The following is a 17550-nucleotide window of genomic DNA, read 5'->3' on the forward strand; positions in this document are numbered from 1 at the left end:
GGCCACGGCGACGACGGCCGACGCCTGCTCGTCGCCGCGGCGACCCTCCTGTGGGGGCTGCGGCTGGCCGCCCACATCGCCCACCGCTCCCGCGGCCACGGCGAGGACCCCCGCTACACCGCCCTCCTCGACAAGGCGCCCGGAAACCGGACCCTGTACGCGCTGCGCACCGTCTACCTCGGCCAGGCGGCCCTTGTCTGGCTGATCTCCCTCCCCGTCCAGGCCGCCTCCTACAGCTCCGCGCCCCTGGGCGCCCTGGCGTACTGCGGGCTCGCGCTGTGGGCGACCGGGCTCGTCTTCGAGGCCGTCGGCGACCGCCAGCTGGCCCGCTTCAAGGCGAACCCGGCCAACCGGGGACGGATCATGGACGAGGGCCTGTGGGCCTGGACCCGGCACCCCAACTACTTCGGCGACAGCCTCGTCTGGTGGGGCCTGTACCTCCTCGCCTGCACCGCCTGGCAGCCGGCCCTCGCCGTCCTCGTCTCCCCGGTCCTGATGACCCTGCTCCTCACCATCGGCAGCGGCAAGCGCCTCCTGGAGAAGCACATGGCCCACCGCCCCGGCTACGCCGCGTACACCGCGCGCACCAGCGGCTTCCTCCCCCTGCCACCCCGCAAAGCCGTTCCCGGAAAGCCGGAGCGTATGACATGAGCGGATCCGATCGGAGCAGCGCCTTCCCGGCTCTCCACCTGCCCGAGCCCAGGTTTCTGCCTGCGGCCGGCGCGGTACTGCTGCTGCACGGCGGACGTGCCGACTCCCTCGCACCCCCGTCTGCCCTCAACCTGCCCGACCTGCGGATGAAGGCTTTCGCCCGGGTACTCGGCCAGGACCCCCGCCACGCCGACGTCCTCATCGGTTACGTCCACTACCGGATGCGCGGCTGGAACGGCGAGCGCGCCGACCCCGTCCACGACACGCGCCGGGCCCTGGCCGAACTCGCCGACCTGGTCGGCCCTCTGCCCGTGGTGCTGCTCGGGCACTCCATGGGCGCCCGGGCCGCGCTGCGCGCCGCCGACGATCCGCACGTCCGTGGCGTCGTGGCACTCGCTCCCTGGTGCCCTCCCGGTGAGCCGGCCACCCACCTGGCGCACCGCACCGTGATCGCCCTCCATGATCCGGCCGACCGGATCACCTCGGCCACCGACACGTGGGCCTACCTCCATCGCGCCGAAGTGGCCGGGGCCCGCGTCCGAGGCATCCGCATGCCCGCCGGCCGCCACGCCATGATCAGCCGCTCGGGTCTCTGGCACAGTCTTGCCGCCCGCAGCACAGCCGAAACCCTCGGTCTGGATTCCCCGCCCTGTACCTCCACCCCGGAGACAATGTGGGGGGGCAGGACCGCTGGACGCCGCCATGTTCATCCCGTCCGCCGGTGAACGTCACCCGATCCGCCTGCGCCGCAGCCACTGAACGCTTCCCGGACGCCTGCCCCGGCGCCCTTTTGACCGAAGGAACCCCATGTCCCCTGCTCGTTCCGCGCTTCTGCTCGCCGGTCTGATGGCCTCGGCGGGCCTCGCTCACTTTGCCGCGCCCCGGCAGTTCGACGCCATCGTGCCGGGCTCTCTGCCGGGTGGCCCCCGGGCCTGGACCACGGCCAGCGGCGTGGTCGAGCTGGCTCTGGCAGCCGGTCTCGCGCTGCCGGCGACCCGAAGGGCGAGCGCCCACGCGACCGCCCTCTTCTTCGCCGGAGTGTTCCCGGCGAACGTCAAGATGGCCTACGACTGGCGCCACCGCTCGACGACCGCAAGAGCCGTCGCCTACGCGCGGCTTCCCCTCCAGGTTCCGCTGATTCTCTGGGCCCGCCACGCCGGTCTGCAGGACGTCAAGCGTGGCCTCGTCGGCGACGACGGGTGAGAAGGAGCAATGAGGTGGCGAGAAGTGCGAGCACTTGGGCGATGACGACGAGATTCTTCTCGGTGAACCAGGCCGGCTCGTACATGTTGGGCAGGGGGCCGAGTTCGCCGACGTCGACGTAGCGGCAAAGCAGGAGAGCAGCGAGTCCGCCGGCGGCGACGGTCCAGGCGAAGGCGTCGGCCAGAGGGCGGCGCCGGACGAGGAGCAGCAGCGCCGCGAGTGCGGCGATGGCTGCCTCGATTCTGAAGAGGGTGCCCTGGCTGAGGGTGGCGCTGACGGCGTCGTAGCGTTCGGCGAGACGCGCGTGAAGGTAGGCGTCGGCTGCGAGACCGGCCGCCGCCAGGAGACGGGCGGCGGCGTGCAGCCTCCGGTGGCCGCTGTCCGGCCGCGTCGGATCGTGATGCATGGGATCGCTCCATGGTGAGACGCCGCGCGGGTCAGCGGACGGTGAGGGCGCCGCTCATGGACGGATGGATGCCGCAGAGGTAGCGATACGTGCCGGCAGCGGACGGCGCGGTGAACGTGGCTGTCTCGCCGCCTTCGATGGTGCCGGTATCGAAGGCATCGGCGGCCTTGGCCGTCACGGTGTGGGGAGCGGAGTCCTCGTTCACCACGGAAACCCTGGCTCCTGGTGCGACAGTGAGGTCGGCCGGCTCGAAGCGGAAGTCCTTGATGACGATGCGCTCTTCGCTGACCGACGTGGAGGACGGCGCCGAGGGCAACGTTGAGGTGGGCGCGGGCCCTCCGGAGGAGGAACAGCCGGCGAGGGCGATGAGCAGGCACAGCACCGCGATCGCCACGACCATGTGCGGTGTGCGGGAGCGGGGACGGACAAGCATGGGATCCTCCTGGGTGCGCTGAGCGGGAGGCCCTACGGCCACAGAGGCTGGATGATGCGAGCGGGGCTCCCTGAAACCGCGGCGGCGCGCGAACCAGGTGCGGTCGAGGTCTTCAGCAAGGGGCGGTGACGGCCCCGGCGGCGAGTGGTCACCGAGGCCGTCATACGGGCGGAACGGCTACGGCCCGTATAGCTGTGGCTGTGGGCGTCAACCCCTTCGCTGAGGGCTAGTAGTTCTTGCCCATGGAGGCTCCGGCGTGGCCTTCGATGGTGCCGCAGCTGGCGGGGGCGGTGGCTTCCTGGGGCAGCTTGGGGTCGAGCTCACTCTTGCCCTTGCCGAAGTCGTACACCCCGTTGCCATTGGGGTCGATGCCGTGCTGAACGACGTGCAGGCGGGTGATGTTGTCGGCGACGGCCTGGGAGACGGCGATCGTCCGCGAGTAGGACAGGTTGCCGTTCTTGTCCGCGACCGGCATCCGGTCGACAGCCAGACCGCTGGCCTTCGTGGTGTCGCCCTTGGTGGTCAGGGAGATGTTGATGTCGCCGTAGGCGGGCAGCCCCTCGGCGGTGGTGACGATGCCGTCGCCGTTCTTGTCGGCGCTGGCGTCGGGGCAGGTGAAGTCGTGCCCGGTGGTGGAGCCGTGGATGTGCTGGGCGTGGGGCTGGCCGGGGACGAGTCCCTGGGCGTTGATCTTCACCGTGAGCTGGCGGCCCTGCAGGGTGAGCTGCGCGGTGCCGCGGGCGCCCGAGTCGTTCAGCTGCCGCAGGTCGACCTTGTAGCTCCGGCCGTGCTGCGTCTGCTGACCTGCGTGGTTGGTGTCATGGGCCAGGGCCGGGGCCGCCACGGCGAGCGTGAGGGCCGCGGGCAGGGCCATGAGGGCGGTCAGACGGGTGGAGCGCTTGATTGTCATCGCGATGCATCCCCTTCCGGGGAGGTTTCACCGGCACGAGGCCGGATCGCGTCCGGACGTTCAGTCCCTTTCACCCATCATTCGGTGCGCCCCCGAAGGAGGATTGGGTACTGGTCGCACCACTCTTCACGCGTGAGCGCATCGCAGAGGCTGAACTCACACCCTTCGCCTGATACAGCCGCACACGTCCAGACGATCAGTGCTGGCCTCGGGGGTCAGGGATGAACGCGCCGACTGTCGTTTCCACGGGCACGGCAGTCAGCACTTCGAGGCCCGGACGGAGCAGAGGGCGGCCAGCTACTCGGCAGCGCGGCTGTGTGATGCGCGCGGCTCCCATCAGAGCAGGTGGCACCCCCGGCCCCCACGAACCCTGAGGTCAAACCAGCCATCTCCCGTTTGTATGCATAGCGAACAAACCGTCAGGACAAGAGGTCTGCGGGGCATGTACGACGTAGCATGAGAGGGCGAGGTCTCGCCGCATCCCCCGTCGGCGAGACCTCGCCCTCGGACTCGGCCAAGCAGCCGGGCAACTCGCCCCCGACCTCGCCCGCCGCCTGCCGACCCCATAATCACGACTGCAGGAAGCCACCAGGTCACCACATGTCTCCGGGCTGATTGGACGATACGGGCTCCAGTGCTCCTCGTTAGCTGTTCCTGGCCCGGGCCCGGTCGACCTGGCGCAACAGCAGGTCGGCGAACTGGATGATCTGGGCCGCCTCGATCGGGTCGGCGAAGTCGACGGTGCGGTGGCTGGAGGGGTTCTTGTAGCGGCCCATGGCGCCGGCGAACAGCGCGGACTCGGCCTCCTGCTCGCCGCCCTCTGCGCCGGCGTCGGCCAGCGGGCCGCCGGGCTTGCCGTTCTGGTGCGGTTGGAACGCCTTGCGCATCAGCGCCACGCCGACGAGGGAGTTGTCGAGCCCGGAGGCGTCGCGGACGGCGACTTCGACGGCCTTCATGGGTGACCCCGCCGCCGTGCCGCCGGGAAAGGAGGGCGACCGACTGATCGCGGCCGCCGTCGCCCAGGGCGCCTTCTTTCCGGTCAAGACGGCTCTGATCGAAGCGGCCTACGACGAGCCCGAGATGGTCGACGTCGTGTACTGCGGCGAGCAGGCCGTTCATGTGCACTACGCGATGGACACCGAGAACTTCCAGCTGGAACGGGTGGCCCGAGCGGCTCACCGCCGCATCCAGAAGCTCGCCGGCGGGCGCTGTGCCTGCGGTGCGGCGCTCCAGATCGGCACGGGCCCAAAGGTGCCACCGCAGGACGGCAGTAACCACGCGTCGGCCCTGTTATCTGCGACAAGGCAAGAACGGTGCCCACACTCGTCACACGAGGTGGCCGTGGGTTCGGACGGGCACGTCCAGCCGGTCGCCGACCTCGGCGAGGACGTCGGGGCAGAAGTAGTACCAGCGCAGGCGCGTGATCCCGCCGTCGACGATCTCGGCGCGCAGGACGTCCTCTACCGCCTCGGGGTCGCTGCCGTCGGCCGGGGTGGCCCACATCAGGAGCAGCGGTTCGCCGTCGAGCTCCCGGACTTCGGCGCGCCACCGGACGGAGGACTCCAGGACCAGGGTGTGGTGCAGCGATCCGGCGGCGATCTGGGTCCGTCCGACTTCGTGGGCGACGCCGATGACGTCGCTGACCGCGTCCTGGACGAAGAGCTCGGTCAGTCCGTCCAGGTCGTACGCGGTGAATGCCGCGGCGAGGGCGTCGAGGGTCTCGCGGTCGGGAGCCGTACGGCGGGCGAGCGCAGCTTCCCGCTTCGGATCGGCCAGGCGCCCGCGGCCACGGTGCAGTGCGGCCTTGATCGCCCCCTCGGTGGTGCTCAGCATGGCGGCGATCTCCTTCAGCGGCAGGTCGAACACGTCCTTGAGGACGACGGCGGCACGCTCCTGCGGCGCCAGCAGGGTGGTCATCTCCGCGAGCGCGTCGCGGACCTCGGCGGGATCGGCGCCGGCAGGGGCAGCCCGCTCTGCCGGCTCCACGAGGAGCGGGGCCGGGCGGCGCACCTGGTCGAGGTAGGCGTTGGTCGCGATCCGCACCAGCCACGCCATCGGCCGCTCGACCGGCTGGTGGGTCTGTGCCGCCCGTGTGAATGCCCGGGCGAGTGCCTCCTGGGCCAGGTCCTCGGCGTCCCACACGCTGCCGGTCAGCCGCCGGCAGTAGCGGAACAACTCGCCACGCAGTGGCTCCAGCGCCACGAGGAACTCGCGGCGTGCGGCCTGCGCCGCCGTCAGCAGGGGCTGCGGCAGTCGGCCGGTGGCTGGGGTCAGAGGGGGTTGAGGCATCGCTTCACGGCTCCTTGCGGGGTGAATGGCTGTACACACCGGTACGACGGGACAGCCTTCACGCCGGATACGTAGCCGAAGCGGTGACTTGGCTCACGCCCTCAGCCCCGTGGCGGCACCGGTCACGAGGACGCGTGGCGAGCGCGGCCGGACGCTCCCTCTCGTCCGCGTCGTCGTTGCGGCACCGTCCGCACACCAGCCGTCGCTTCTTGGGCTGCTGGGGAAGCCGTACCTCGTGGGGCAGCGGGGACTCCGTCGGTGAACTTGCGAGGTCGTAGTTGTACTCCGCACGGACCAGCCGCGCGACACGGACCCTTCTCTGAGCACGGGGCGACCGTCCCGTATACCCAGCAGCCTCCGCACTCGCGTCCTCCGCAGTGACCAACCACATGACCACCATCACTGCCGTCACCCTCACCGGAAGCGTCAGCAACGAAGAGCCTCAACGCTTCAGCTGCACCCGAGTAACCCGATACAGGACGAAAAGGGAGCCCCGCCGCCAAACCGGCGAGGCCCCTCCGGGTTCATGCTCACGAACTTACGATGCATGTTCGGACGACAACCGCGGACGAGGCTGCCCGGGAGGGCAAGGGCACGAACTGCTGGATACTCGCCGAAGGCTTTCTCCGGGACGGACCATCCAGAGCACGCAGCGCACGATCACGCTCGTCGGCCGAGAGACGGGTCAGCAGGGCCACGAGCCTGCCCAGCTCCTCCTCGCCCGACGTCACCGGTCACCCGCCAGGTCGAGATCCCGCTCGGACGCCTCGGCAGGAATCTGCGCCGGCTTCGGCCGGCGCCACGGACGGGCGATCGGCTGAGACACCCCGCGCCACCAGGTATCCGCGGGCAGCTTGCCCGCCGGCTCGAACGGCTCACCGGGACGGGGGAACGCCACCGCCTGCCCCGCCTCCTCCGCCGCGTCCTTCGTCCACTCCCCCGGCTCCGCCCACGGGTGCGGAGCCAGGTTGAAGGTGGCCCAGTGGATTGGCAGCATCACACCGGACGGAGCACCTCCCTGCAGGTCAAGATGGGCCTGGACCCCCTGCGCAGGCGTCATGTGAATGTCTGGCCACGCCCCAGACATCGGCGTATAGTCCGTGTGGTTCTTGGGCGATATGACGCTCTATCAGGCTCCAGAACTTCATCCTCGCCGCTCGGCGGGATGGCATCAACAGTCGCGGCTCGGAGCGGTACGCGCTGATTCGGCGGGCGGTGACGGCCGCTGGACGCTCCTACGTGTCGCTCGCTCGGTCTACTCCGGGGGTGTCACGGTGACTTCGTAGGGGACCTCTGCCGGTACGGCTGCTGCTCGCCGTTCGGCTCAGGCGACGCGACAACTTTCACCGAGTGCCGGTCCGCAGGGCCGCTTCATCCGCCCAGGGCGGGTTCGCGCCGGCGACGGAGCACGTCAGGGCGGCGACATGGGCGGCGAAGGAGCAGGCGTCGGTGACGTCGTCGAGGGTCAGCGCATCAAGCCGGCCGCCGAGGTGTCCGAGGGCGGCGAGGCGGTGGAGGAGGCCCGCGGTGAAGGAGTCCCCGGCTCCGACGGTGTCGACCACGGTGACAGGAGGGGCCGTGACGGTGACGCGCGTGCCGTCGAGTGACGCGAGGGCACCGTTGCCGCCGAGGGTGATGACGACGAGGCGGACGCCGGCTGCGTGCCAGGTGTCGCACGCCTTGTCCAGCCCGGTCTCAGGGACGAGGACGGCGCAGTCGTCCTCGCTGAGGCGGAGGATGTCGCCGAGGGCGCACCAGTGGGGCAGCCGTTCGCGATAGGCGGAGGGCGGTACGAGCAGGGGGCGGACGTTGGGGTCGATGGACACGGTTGCGTGTTCGCGGACCTGAGCGAGGTGTTCCTCGATGCGGTTGCCGGCGGGTCGGCGGATCAGCGCGAGGGAGCCGGTGTGCAGGCAGGCCGCGTCGCCGTTCCGCCTCGTGGCGAGTTCGCTGCTGGTCCACTGCCAGTCGGCGGCGCCCTCGGCGTAGAAGGTGTACGCGGCCTGGCCGGTCGCGTCGAGGTCGGCGACGGCGAGTGTGCTGGGCTCGGAGGCGGTCACGCTGTCGGTTAGGTCGACGCCGGCGGCGCTGAGGCGGGCGCGGAAGAGGGTGCCGAAGGCGTCATGGGAGAAGCGTCCGAGGAATCGGGTGGGGGTGCCGAGCCGGGCGAGGGCGACAGCGGTGTTGGCCGGGCCTCCTCCGGCCAGCGCCCGCAGGGCCAGTCCGCCGGAATCGGACCGGTCGTGGTCCTCGAAGATGTCGGCGACGCACTCGCCGAGGACGTCGACGCTGCCGGGGGACCCGGGTCGGGCCATGGTGACTTTCTGCCTTTCAGGTAGGGCGCGGGGCTGTCACCCCGCGCCGCGGAACGCAGCCGAGAGCGCCGTAGGGGCGTGGCGGCTGCGGTGGACATGTCTGCCGCGCACGGTGCGGAACGTGCGCGGCCTTTCCGTGTGACGGGCCGGCCTTCAGGGCTCGTGCGGCCCGGGAATCAAGCGTCCTGCGTTCCCCGGCCCGCCAGTTGGGCTTCTCGGGGAAGGTTTCCTGCGGCCAGGTTCCAGGCCGCGACGGCGAACTCGCCGCGACCGGCCCCTGTCGTGCGGGCCTGCAGCCGCCACGGCCCGTCGGTGGACGGGTAGAACCGCAGGGTGAGGACCTGTTCGTCGGCCAGGTAGACCTCGGCTATCGAGCGGTCCACGATCACGCGGAGTTCGACGGGGGTGTTGGGGTGCGCCGCGGTCGGACAGGGCGCGGTGTACACGCCTCCTCGTGCGCGCGCGTCCGTCGAGGCGTGGGTGCGGTCGACGACAAGGCGGCCTGCCGTGGGGTCGAGGATAATGTCGAGGTACTCGGAGCCGTCGGCGGAGGTGATCAGGCGCAGCCCGCTGGTACCGGTGGTGTCCGGTGTCAGGGCGGCCGTGAGGTCGAAGGTGTGGCCGATCCTGCCGAGTTCGGCCGACTCGGTCCGTGTGACGTGGCCGGTTCCGTGCAGGACGCGCGGGCCGCGCAGGGCCAGCAGCTCACGGGCGGGACGCTGGGCGACCGTGCCGTCGGCGGTGAGGCTGACCTCTCGGGGGAGCGTGAGGACGCCTGCCCAGCCGGATTCGTGTGCCCAGGCGTCGTCCCGGGCCTCCCAGGCCCAGCCCCACATCAGCCAGCGGTCTTCTCCAGGTGCCTTCAGCAGGGCGGGGGCGTAGAAGTCGGGACCGTGGTCCAGCGGCACGGGGACCGAGGCCGCTTCGAAGCGGCCGTCCTTCTCCCGGCCGGTGACGACGGTGGTGTGGCTGGGGCCGCCCTGGGGGGTCCAGTCACTGAGGATCAGGGCGCTTCGGTCGCCGAAGGTGGCGTACTGGGGGCACTCCCAGCCGATCGGGCCCGCATCAGCGGCGGTGTCGCTGGTGTGGAAGGGTCCGCGGTACGCCCAGTGCTCCAGGTCGTCGGACTCGTACAGCAGCGCCGCGGCGCGGCCGTCGTCGAGGGCGGAGCCGACCAGCATGCGCCAGCGGTCGTCCTGGGACCAGACATAGGGGTCGCGGTACATGGTGGTGCCGGCGGGCGGTTCGGGGATGAGCAGGTCGGGGCGCTTGGTCCAGGTGTGGCCGTTGTCGTGCGACTCGGCGGTGGTGACCGGCTGCCACCAGCGGTCGTCGCGGTGGGCGGAGTAGAAGGCCACCATGCGGTCGCCGGTGGAGACGGCGTTGCCGGAGTAGCAGCCATCGGCGTCGTATCCGCCGGGGGTGGGGGCGAGGGCGACGGGGAGGGGTTCCCAGGTGAGCAGGTCGGGGCTGCGGTAGTGGCCCCAGTGCATGTTCGCGTGCTGGGGGCCGTGCGGGTTGTACTGGAAGAAGACGTGGTAGTGGCCGTCGTGAAAGACCAGGCCGTTGGGGTCGTTGATCCAGTTGCGGGGCGGCCGCAGGTGGACGGCGGGCAGGTGGGGGTCGGTAGGCGACGTGGACACACGGGGCCTTTCTCGGGGCGTGCGAGGCGCACGGAAGTCGTGAGGGCGTGGCGGAGCCGTCGGTGCGGGGCGGAGGGTCAGCCCTTGACGCCGGTGGAGGCGATGCTGTTGACGAAGGACCGCTGGAACGCCACGAACAGGGCGAGGATCGGCACGGTGATCATGGAGGAGTAGGCCATGATCTGGCCCCAGCCCACGTTGAGCTGGAAGAAGTAGGAGATGCCGACCATCACCGGGCGCAGTTCCTCGCTCTGGACGACCATCAGCGGCCACAGGTAGGAGTTCCAGGCAGGCAGGAAGGTGAGGATGGCGACGGTGGCGACGGCGGGGCCGGACAGGGGCATCACGATGCGGCGGTAGATGGTGAACCAGCCGGCGCCGTCCATGATCGCCGCTTCGTCGAGTTCCTTGGGGATGCTCTGGAAGAACTGGTGGAAGAAGAAGATCGAGAAGGCGTTGGCGACGAACGGCAGGATCTGCACCTGGTAGGTGTCCATCCAGCCGGTGGTCCACTCCAGGTGGAAGCCGTTGACGCGCAGCAGCGGCAGCTGGTTGACCCACCACACCAGCGGCAGGGCGAAGGTCTCGAACGGCACGATGAGGGTGGCGATGACCGTGGTCAGGACGGCCTTGCGGCCGGACCACCGCATCCGGGCGAGCGCGAAGGCGGCCAGGCTGTTGACGATGATGCCGAGGACCACGGTGATCGACGAGATCAGTACCGAGTTCAGCAGGAAGCGCGCCGCGGGGACCCGGTCGAACATGGCGGTGTAGTTGTCCAGCGACAGGGCGCCGACCGGGAGGAAGGCGCTCACCGAGCCCAGGTCGCCGAAGATCTGGTCGTCGGTCTTGAACGACGAGACCAGCATGAAGACGAGCGGGAGTGCGAAGACCAGGGCCAGGACGACGCGGCCGGCGTGACCGCCGAGTCGCTTGAGGAGGGAGGTCATGTCAGTCCTTCTCCCGGGTCAGGAACCGCTGGACGAGCGACACGGTCAGGACGAGTACGAAGAAGATCAGCGAGATGGCCGCCGCGTACGCGGTCTGCTGCTGGTCGTAGCCGGTGCGCACCGCCTGGAAGACGACGGTGGTGGTGGAGTCGAGGGGGCCGCCCTGTGTCATCACCCTGATCTGGGTGAAGAGGCTGAACGCGGCGATCGTGATGGTGACGAGCACGAAGGTGCGGGTGGAGCGCAGTCCGGGCCAGGTGACGTGGCGGAAACGCTGCCAGGTGCTGGTTCCGTCGAGTTCGGCGGCCTCGTACAGTTCGGCGGGGATGGTCTGCAGACCGGCCAGCCAGATGATCATGTGGAAGCCGACGCCCTGCCACACCGACATCAGGATGATGGCGGGCATCGCGGTGGCCGGGTCGCCCAGCCAGTCCGGGCCCTGGAAGTGGCCGAGGGTGAGGGTCGAGATGACGTTGTTGACCAGGCCGTCCTTCCGGTAGAGGAAGGTCCACAGGAGGGACACCACGACCATCGAGGTGACGACGGGCAGGAAGTAGACGGTGCGGAAGAAGTTGATGCCCCGTACCTTGGCGTTGACCAGCAGTGCCAGGACGAGGGCGAGGCCGGCCTGGAGCGGGACGACGACGACGGCGAAGTAGATCGTGTTGCGCAGGGACTTGTAGAAGACCGGGTCTGTGAAGAGCTGGGTGAAGTTCCTCAGGCCCACGAAGCGGGCCGGGGTGGGCGAGATGAGTCTCGCGTCGGTGAAGGCCAGGGCGAAGGCGAGGGCGACCGGTACGACGAGGAAGACGATCAGCAGCACGACGGCCGGGGTGGCCATGCCGAGGGCGGTGAGGCTCTCTCGGCGACGGGCGTTGTTCGTGCGGGTTCGCCGGACCGGGCGCAGCCGCTGGGGGGCTGCGGTCTTGGTGGTCACGGTATCTCCAGGGAGCCGGTCCGGTTCGGGCTGGGTGGTCGGGGGCCCGAACCGGACCGGGGCGGGTCAGCCTGCGTAGTTGTTGTTCGTCTTCAGGTTGTTGTCGATGTTCTTCGCGGCCTGGCCGAGGGCGTTCTTGGGATCGGCGCCGGCCAGGATGTCCTGCGCCGCCTTCTGGAACTCGGTGGAGATGTAGGGGTAGGCCGGGGTGACCGGACGGACCATCGCGTACTTCTGCGCGAACTGGACCAGGACGGCGAACTTCCCTCCCGGCTGGTAGTCCTCGATCTGCGTCGCGGCCTCGTTGGTGGCGGGGATGGTGCTGGTCGCCTTGGCGTAATCGACGAAGTACTTGGTCTGGCGGGAGAACTTCAGCCACTCCTGTGCGCCCTCCTTGTTGGAGCAGGTGGAGCTCATGGCCCACTGCCAGGAGGCGCCGCCGATCTTCGGGCCCTTGCCGAAGTCGACCGGCGGGATGATCGCCAGGTCGTCACCGAGCTTCTCGGCGTTCTTGGTGGCGTTCCAGCTGCCGTCCCACTGGAGGGCGCTCTTGCCGGCGAGGAAATCCTTGTTGGGGTCGGCGCCGGACTTCTTCGCCATGTACCCCTTGGTCACCAGCGACTGGAACCAGTCGCCCCACTCCACGGACTCCTTGCCGTCGAGGGTGCCGACGGCGGTCTTGTAGCCGTTGCGGTCGATCAGGTCGCCGCCGAAGCTCTGCAGCTGCGGGGAGTAGGCATAGGGCCACCACTCGCCGCTGCCGCCGGTGCCCATCTCCAGCGGGTAGGTGAACTTGCCGCTCTTCTTCAGCTTGGCCAGGGCGGCGTCGAACTCGTCCTTGGTCCAGGGCTTGTCCATGGTGGGGATACGGATGCCGTGCTCGTTGAGGACGGACTTGCGGGCGAAGAAGGCCAGGGAGACGTCGTAGTGCCCGAAGGAGTACAGCTTGTCGTTGTAGGTTCCGACGGTGCTGTCGAGCTGGTCCTCGACCGGCACCTGGCTGCCGGTGACGTCGATGGGGGCCAGGTAGCCGCCCCAGGCCCAGTTCGCCACGTTGGGGCCGTCGACGTCGAGCAGGCAGGGCAGCTTGCGGGCCGAGGCCGCGGCGACGACGGAGTTGTTGTAGTCGGTCTGCGGGAAGGACTGCAGCTCGACCTTGTACTTGCCCTGGGAGCCGTTGAAGTCCTTGATGATCTTCTTGACGACGTCGAGCTCGGCCGAGTTGCCGGCGTTGTGCGTCCACAGGGTCAGCGTGTCGCCGCTGGCCCCCGACGAGCTCCCGCCGCTGCCGGACGCGCATCCGGCGACGAGTGCGGTAGCCGCCGCGGCGGCTACACTCGCAGCAGCGAGGCGCCTTGTTCTGAACACCACGAGGTTCCTCCATCTCACGGAGGCGGGTCTTGCAGGACCCGCCCTGGGCGACCGGTTGCGTCGGTCGCTGTTCTTGGTGGCCGTCCCGCCACCGGCTCCGTATTCTCGGAGCGGGTGGCGGGACGGCTGTCTTGGGTCGCCGGCCTAGTTCCCGGCTGGGGTGCCGAGGGAGGAACGCTCCCGCAGCGGCATGGGGACCCGATGGACGACCGGGTCGAGGGGCCCTCCGCGCAGGATGAGCTCCACAGCCAAGCGTCCGAGCTGGTAGTGCGGTAGCTTCAGCGTGGTGAGCGCGGGCCGCAGCACCGAGGCGATGTCCTGGTCGTCGAACGAGATCACCGACACGTCGCCCGGCACCGACAGCCCCGCCTCAGCGAGCGCCTGGTAGGCGCCGAAGGACACCCTGTCGGCCAGGCACACGAGGGCTCGCGGGTGCATCCCGCCCGCCAGCAGGGCGGACACCTCCCGGTAGCCGTCCAGCGTGTCCCAGTCGCACTCGACGACCCCGTCCAGGCGGGCGCCTCCCTCGCGCAGGACCTCCTCCAGACCGCGCATGCGTTCGTTGCCGGCGATGATCCCCTCGGGCGTGGCGGGGACGGCCTGGTGGCCGCCGATCGCCCAGATGCCCTCGGTGTGGCCGGCCGCGAGCAGGGCGCGGGCCGCGTCCCGGCCGGCCTCCAGCTCGTCGGGGACCACGGAGGGCGCGTCGAAGCCGGGAGCCAGGCAGTTCAGCAGTACCACGCGGCGACCGAACAGCTCCTTGGGAGGAGTGACGTACCGGGTGAACATCGACGCGTAGATCACCGCGTCGACCTGGCGGTCCAGCAGCGCGTGGACCAGTGAGGACTCCGCGGCGCGGTCGCCGCCCGCCTCGGTGATGAACAGCAGGTTGTCCTGCTCGCGGGCGGCCTCCATGGCTCCGCGGATGACGTCGCCGGCGAACGGGGTGGTGGTGATCCGGTCCGAGACGAAGCCGATGGTCTGCGTGGACTTCGTCCGCAGGCTGCGCGCGGTGACGTTCGGCCGGTAGCCCAGTCGATTGGCTGCTTCCAGGACTCGTTCCCGGGAGGCGTCGGAGATGCGCATGTCGGTGCGGCCGGACAGGGCGAACGACGCGGTCGTCGGCGACACGCCCGCTTCGCGGGCGACGTCGGCCATGGTCACGCGGCGTTCGGACATCGGTGGATCAGCTCCGCTCGGCTAAATCGGATTAGCAAGATGCGATGAGATTGCTTCACTCGTCATGCGCTGTCAACACCCCGGACATCTCGCCTGCGTAACGGTGACTTTCTGTACCGATTTGCACCCCTATAGGTAGCGCGAAGTCGAAATTCGTATGCGTTAGCTCTTGCTTTAGCGGCGACGGCGCCCGAACCATGCCGACCCATCACCTAAATCGAATTGGCAGGCCGTCAGGTCGCCGTCTGTCACGCAGCCCAGGAGGCAGCATGAGGAGAAGAACCGCCCTCAGGGTCGTATCCGCCGCCGTCGGCGGCGCCGTCGTGCCGCTTTCGTTCGCCCCCGCTTTCGCCGCCACCGGAGGCCGGACCGGCGGCCCCCAAAAGCCCACCGCTCGCTGGGACTTCGACGAGCGGTCCGGCGCGGTCGCCCGCGAGGCGGTCTCCGGCTCGGCCACGCCGGTGGAGTACGTCTTCAACGACGCCCGGTACAAGCCCGACAGCGACCCCGTACGCCGCCGTGGCGTGCGCGGCCGGGCCCTGTACTTCGACGGCTACTCCACCTGCGTGACCGCCGAAGGGCCCGGCAAGCTCGACCTCGCCGGCGGCATGACCATCGACGTATGGATCGCCCCCTACGCCTACGAGCACGGCATCGACGGCAAGCCCCAGGCCCTGGTCAACCAGCATGACCCGGGTGCCAGGACGGGCTTCTTGCTCGGACTGCGCCGCTTCGGGCAGATCGTCTTCCAGCTGGGCTTCGGCACCGATCTGATCGAGGTCAAGGGAGGCGCGGGCCGGCCGGCTGCCAAGGGCAGGTGGAACCACGTCACGGCCACCTACGACCCCGCCGCCCACCAGCTGCGCCTGTACCTCGACGGCCGTCTCATAGGTACCGCCGCCGCCCCGGAAAAGGCCCCCGAGCCCGCGCCGGGCGAACCCCTGCTCATCGGGAAGCACAACCGTCCGACCCTGCTCAACGGCGAGTTCCACGCCAACATGTACATGGGCCTGATGGACAGCCTCGTGATCCGCCCGGGCGCCGTGGACGACGCGACGGCGCAGCGTGAGCACGCCGAGAAGGTCGCCGCGCTTCCCGGTCACCGCGTGCCGCGCCCGGACCTGGCTCCCCACCGGTCCCGTTTCGACGGTGACCGGCACCGCCCCCAGTTCCACATGCTGCCGCCCTGGCACTGGATGAACGAGCCGCACGCCCCGGTGTACTTCAAGGGCAAGTACCACATCTTCTACCAGCACGACCCGCTCGGACCGTTCTGGGGCCAGATCCACTGGGGCCACGCCGTCAGCACCGACATGGTGCACTGGCGCGATCTGCCCATCGCCCTGGCCCCGGCCGCGGACTCGGCCGGCCCGGACGGCATCTGGTCGGGATCCGCCTGCGTCGACGGCGACCGCGGACCGGTCCTCTTCTTCACCGGCGGCGACGACCGGCTGCCCTACCGCCAGCGCACCGGCATCGCCGTGTCCACCTACCAGGCGGACGGCGACACCGACCTGCTCACCTGGACGATGCGCCCCGAGCCGGTCACCGAAGCCCCGGCGCAGCTGCCGGCCGGTCCGGGAACCGCGTGGGCGGAGAACTTCCGCGACCCGTTCGTCTGGGAGGAGGACGGCGTCTGGTACCAGCTCGTCGGCAGCGGCATCGTCGACTACGACGGCGCGCAGGTCACCCGCAAGCACGGCGGAACCGCTCTCCTCTACACGGCCCGCCGTCCCGAGGGCCCGTGGACCTACCAGGGTCCGCTGTACTGGAACGACCTCGCGAAGGTGCCCGAGCCCGGTGAGGTGTGGGAGCTTCCGGTGCTCCTTCCGCTCCCCGGACCCGGCGGCCGGCGGACCGGTAAGCACATCCTGCTGCTCTGTCCGTGGTGGGAGGGGTTCAACCCGAACGCCGTCAAGCACACGTACTACTGGATCGGCACCTTCGACAAGCGCGAGCACCGCTTCGTGCCCGACCACGAAAAGCCGCGCGAGTTCGACTTCGGCGAGCACTTCACCGGCCCGTCCGGCTTCATCACCCCCGACGGCCGGTCCGTGGTCTTCAGCATCACCCAGGACCGCCGCACCGAGCAGCAGCACGCCCAGTCCGGCTGGGCGCACAACGCCGGCATGCCCGTGTCCGTCTCCCTGCGCCAGGACGGCACCCTCGGCGTCGAGCCGATCGCTGAGGCTGCTGGTCTGCGGGGGCCGCGACTGGCCCGCATTCGGCAGGCGTCGGTGGCGGAGGCGAACCGGCGGCTCGCCGGGGTCTCCGGCGACCTGCTGGACATCCACGCCGTCATTGAGCCGCGCGGTGCGCGGACCATCACCCTGGGGGTCCGGGCCTGCGCCGACGGCACCGAGGAGACCCTGCTGACCTATGACACGGCCGAGCGGCGCTTCCTGATCGACCGCGGACGCTCCAGCCTCGACCCGGACGTCCGCAAGGGCGTCCACGGCGGCAGCGTGGACCTCGACGGCGGGCGTCTGACGCTCAGGGTCCTGCTCGACCGCTCGATGCTGGAGGCGTACGTCAACGGCACACACAGCATCACCAGCCGTGTCTATCCCACCCGCGAGGACGCCACCGGTCTGCGCCTGACCGCCGAGGGCGGGTCGGCCCGCGTCGTCTCCCTGGACGTCTGGCGCATGAACGGCGCCTACGACACGCCGGCCGCACCGGCCGTCTACGACCCGCCGCGGCCAGCGGATGTCGACGCGCTGCCCAACCACGACTTCGCCACTGGCGACCTCACCGGGTGGACCGTCGTCTCCGGCACGACTTTCAGCGATGCCAACGTCACCACCCGCACCGACTGGGGCTGGGGCGGGCCCTTCTACCAGGCCGAGACCGAGAACGACCCGGCCGGCCATCACCTGTGGGGCTTCAACCCCTCCGGAGGCGGCGACGGCGCCATCGGCGTCCTGCGCTCCGCCACCGTCGTCCTCGGCGGCGACGGCGTGGTCGACCTGCTCGTGTCCGGCGGCGACGATCCCGACCGGCTCTACGCGGCCGTCGTCCGCGCCGACGACGGCAAGGTGCTGGCCAAGGCCACGGGCCGCAGCACCGAGCAGTACCGCCGCGTCGTCTTCGACCTCTCCGCCCACATCGGCGACCGCGTCTACATCGAGGTCGTCGACCAGGCCGACGGCGGCTGGGGCCACATCAACGTCGCCGACGTCAACGTCCCCGTCCGGCTCCCCTGACCCCCACCCCCTACACGCGCTGGCCCTGAGCTGTGCCGCGCCCAGGGCCGGCGTCCT

Annotated in this window: 14 protein-coding genes and 2 pseudogenes; 4 read left to right on the top strand and 12 right to left on the bottom strand. The window is 70.0% G+C overall.

Annotated elements, in window-relative coordinates; translation table 11 throughout:
• The 3 genes from ACFW6A_RS28360 to ACFW6A_RS28370 all read left to right on the top strand — a co-directional run.
• On the top strand, positions 1-651 hold a 651-nt coding region (locus ACFW6A_RS28360; RefSeq protein ID WP_386644008.1), incomplete at its 5' end, for a DUF1295 domain-containing protein.
• The gene (locus ACFW6A_RS28365) at positions 648-1376 is read left to right on the top strand and encodes an alpha/beta fold hydrolase (RefSeq protein WP_351854915.1); all 729 of its coding nucleotides are present in this window, start codon (positions 648-650) and stop codon (positions 1374-1376) included. The genes ACFW6A_RS28360 and ACFW6A_RS28365, both read left to right, overlap by 4 nt.
• 82 nt (positions 1377-1458) lie before the next feature.
• Complete coding sequence (locus tag ACFW6A_RS28370; protein WP_051788422.1) at positions 1459-1854, top strand: hypothetical protein; 396 nt, start codon at positions 1459-1461, stop codon at positions 1852-1854.
• Here the strand turns inward: ACFW6A_RS28370 and ACFW6A_RS28375 are convergent.
• The 12 genes and pseudogenes from ACFW6A_RS28375 to ACFW6A_RS28430 form a co-directional block, all read right to left on the bottom strand.
• Complete coding sequence (locus tag ACFW6A_RS28375; protein WP_351854919.1) at positions 1823-2260, bottom strand: hypothetical protein; 438 nt, start codon at positions 2258-2260, stop codon at positions 1823-1825. The two genes, ACFW6A_RS28370 and ACFW6A_RS28375, sit on opposite strands and share 32 nt — an antisense overlap.
• Before the next feature lie 31 nt (positions 2261-2291).
• On the bottom strand, positions 2292-2693 hold the full coding sequence (locus tag ACFW6A_RS28380) for a cupredoxin domain-containing protein (protein WP_351854922.1): 402 nt from the start codon (positions 2691-2693) through the stop codon (positions 2292-2294).
• Positions 2694-2934: 241 nt separating this feature from the next.
• Positions 2935-3603, bottom strand: a pseudogene (locus tag ACFW6A_RS28385) (hypothetical protein); the annotation flags it as partial.
• 644 nt (positions 3604-4247) lie between these two features.
• Positions 4248-4646 (bottom strand): TIGR02391 family protein, encoded by a 399-nt coding sequence (locus ACFW6A_RS28390; protein WP_268256612.1) that lies wholly within the window; start codon positions 4644-4646, stop codon positions 4248-4250.
• Positions 4647-4929: 283 nt separating this feature from the next.
• Entirely contained in the window at positions 4930-5892 is a 963-nt protein-coding gene (locus ACFW6A_RS28395) for a sigma-70 family RNA polymerase sigma factor (RefSeq protein WP_351854925.1), read from the bottom strand.
• Positions 5893-6619: 727 nt separating this feature from the next.
• Positions 6620-6967, bottom strand: a pseudogene (locus ACFW6A_RS28400) (MBL fold metallo-hydrolase); the annotation flags it as partial.
• A 268-nt stretch (positions 6968-7235) separates the two neighbouring features.
• Positions 7236-8207, bottom strand: a complete 972-nt coding sequence (locus ACFW6A_RS28405) for a carbohydrate kinase (protein WP_351854928.1) — start codon at positions 8205-8207, stop codon at positions 7236-7238.
• Between the two features lie 176 nt (positions 8208-8383).
• Positions 8384-9850, bottom strand: coding sequence for a glycoside hydrolase family 32 protein (locus tag ACFW6A_RS28410; RefSeq protein ID WP_200427387.1), 1467 nt, complete (start codon positions 9848-9850; stop codon positions 8384-8386).
• A 77-nt stretch (positions 9851-9927) separates the two neighbouring features.
• Positions 9928-10800, bottom strand: coding sequence for a carbohydrate ABC transporter permease (locus tag ACFW6A_RS28415; RefSeq protein ID WP_200427386.1), 873 nt, complete (start codon positions 10798-10800; stop codon positions 9928-9930).
• Position 10801: 1 nt separating this feature from the next.
• Positions 10802-11737, bottom strand: a complete 936-nt coding sequence (locus tag ACFW6A_RS28420) for a carbohydrate ABC transporter permease (protein ID WP_200427385.1) — start codon at positions 11735-11737, stop codon at positions 10802-10804.
• Positions 11738-11803: 66 nt separating this feature from the next.
• Complete coding sequence (locus ACFW6A_RS28425) at positions 11804-13105, bottom strand: sugar ABC transporter substrate-binding protein (RefSeq protein ID WP_351854933.1); 1302 nt, start codon at positions 13103-13105, stop codon at positions 11804-11806.
• A 147-nt stretch (positions 13106-13252) separates the two neighbouring features.
• A complete protein-coding gene (locus ACFW6A_RS28430) occupies positions 13253-14287 on the bottom strand; it encodes a LacI family DNA-binding transcriptional regulator (protein WP_351854935.1) in 1035 nt (344 codons plus the stop codon).
• Positions 14288-14556: 269 nt separating this feature from the next.
• Between ACFW6A_RS28430 and ACFW6A_RS28435 the strand changes: the two genes are divergently transcribed.
• Positions 14557-17493, top strand: coding sequence for a GH32 C-terminal domain-containing protein (locus ACFW6A_RS28435; RefSeq protein WP_351854937.1), 2937 nt, complete (start codon positions 14557-14559; stop codon positions 17491-17493).
• Positions 17494-17550 lie beyond the last annotated feature (57 nt).

Source organism: Streptomyces sp. NPDC058758 (assembly GCF_042746075.1).
In the GTDB taxonomy this organism is placed as follows: domain Bacteria; phylum Actinomycetota; class Actinomycetes; order Streptomycetales; family Streptomycetaceae; genus Streptomyces.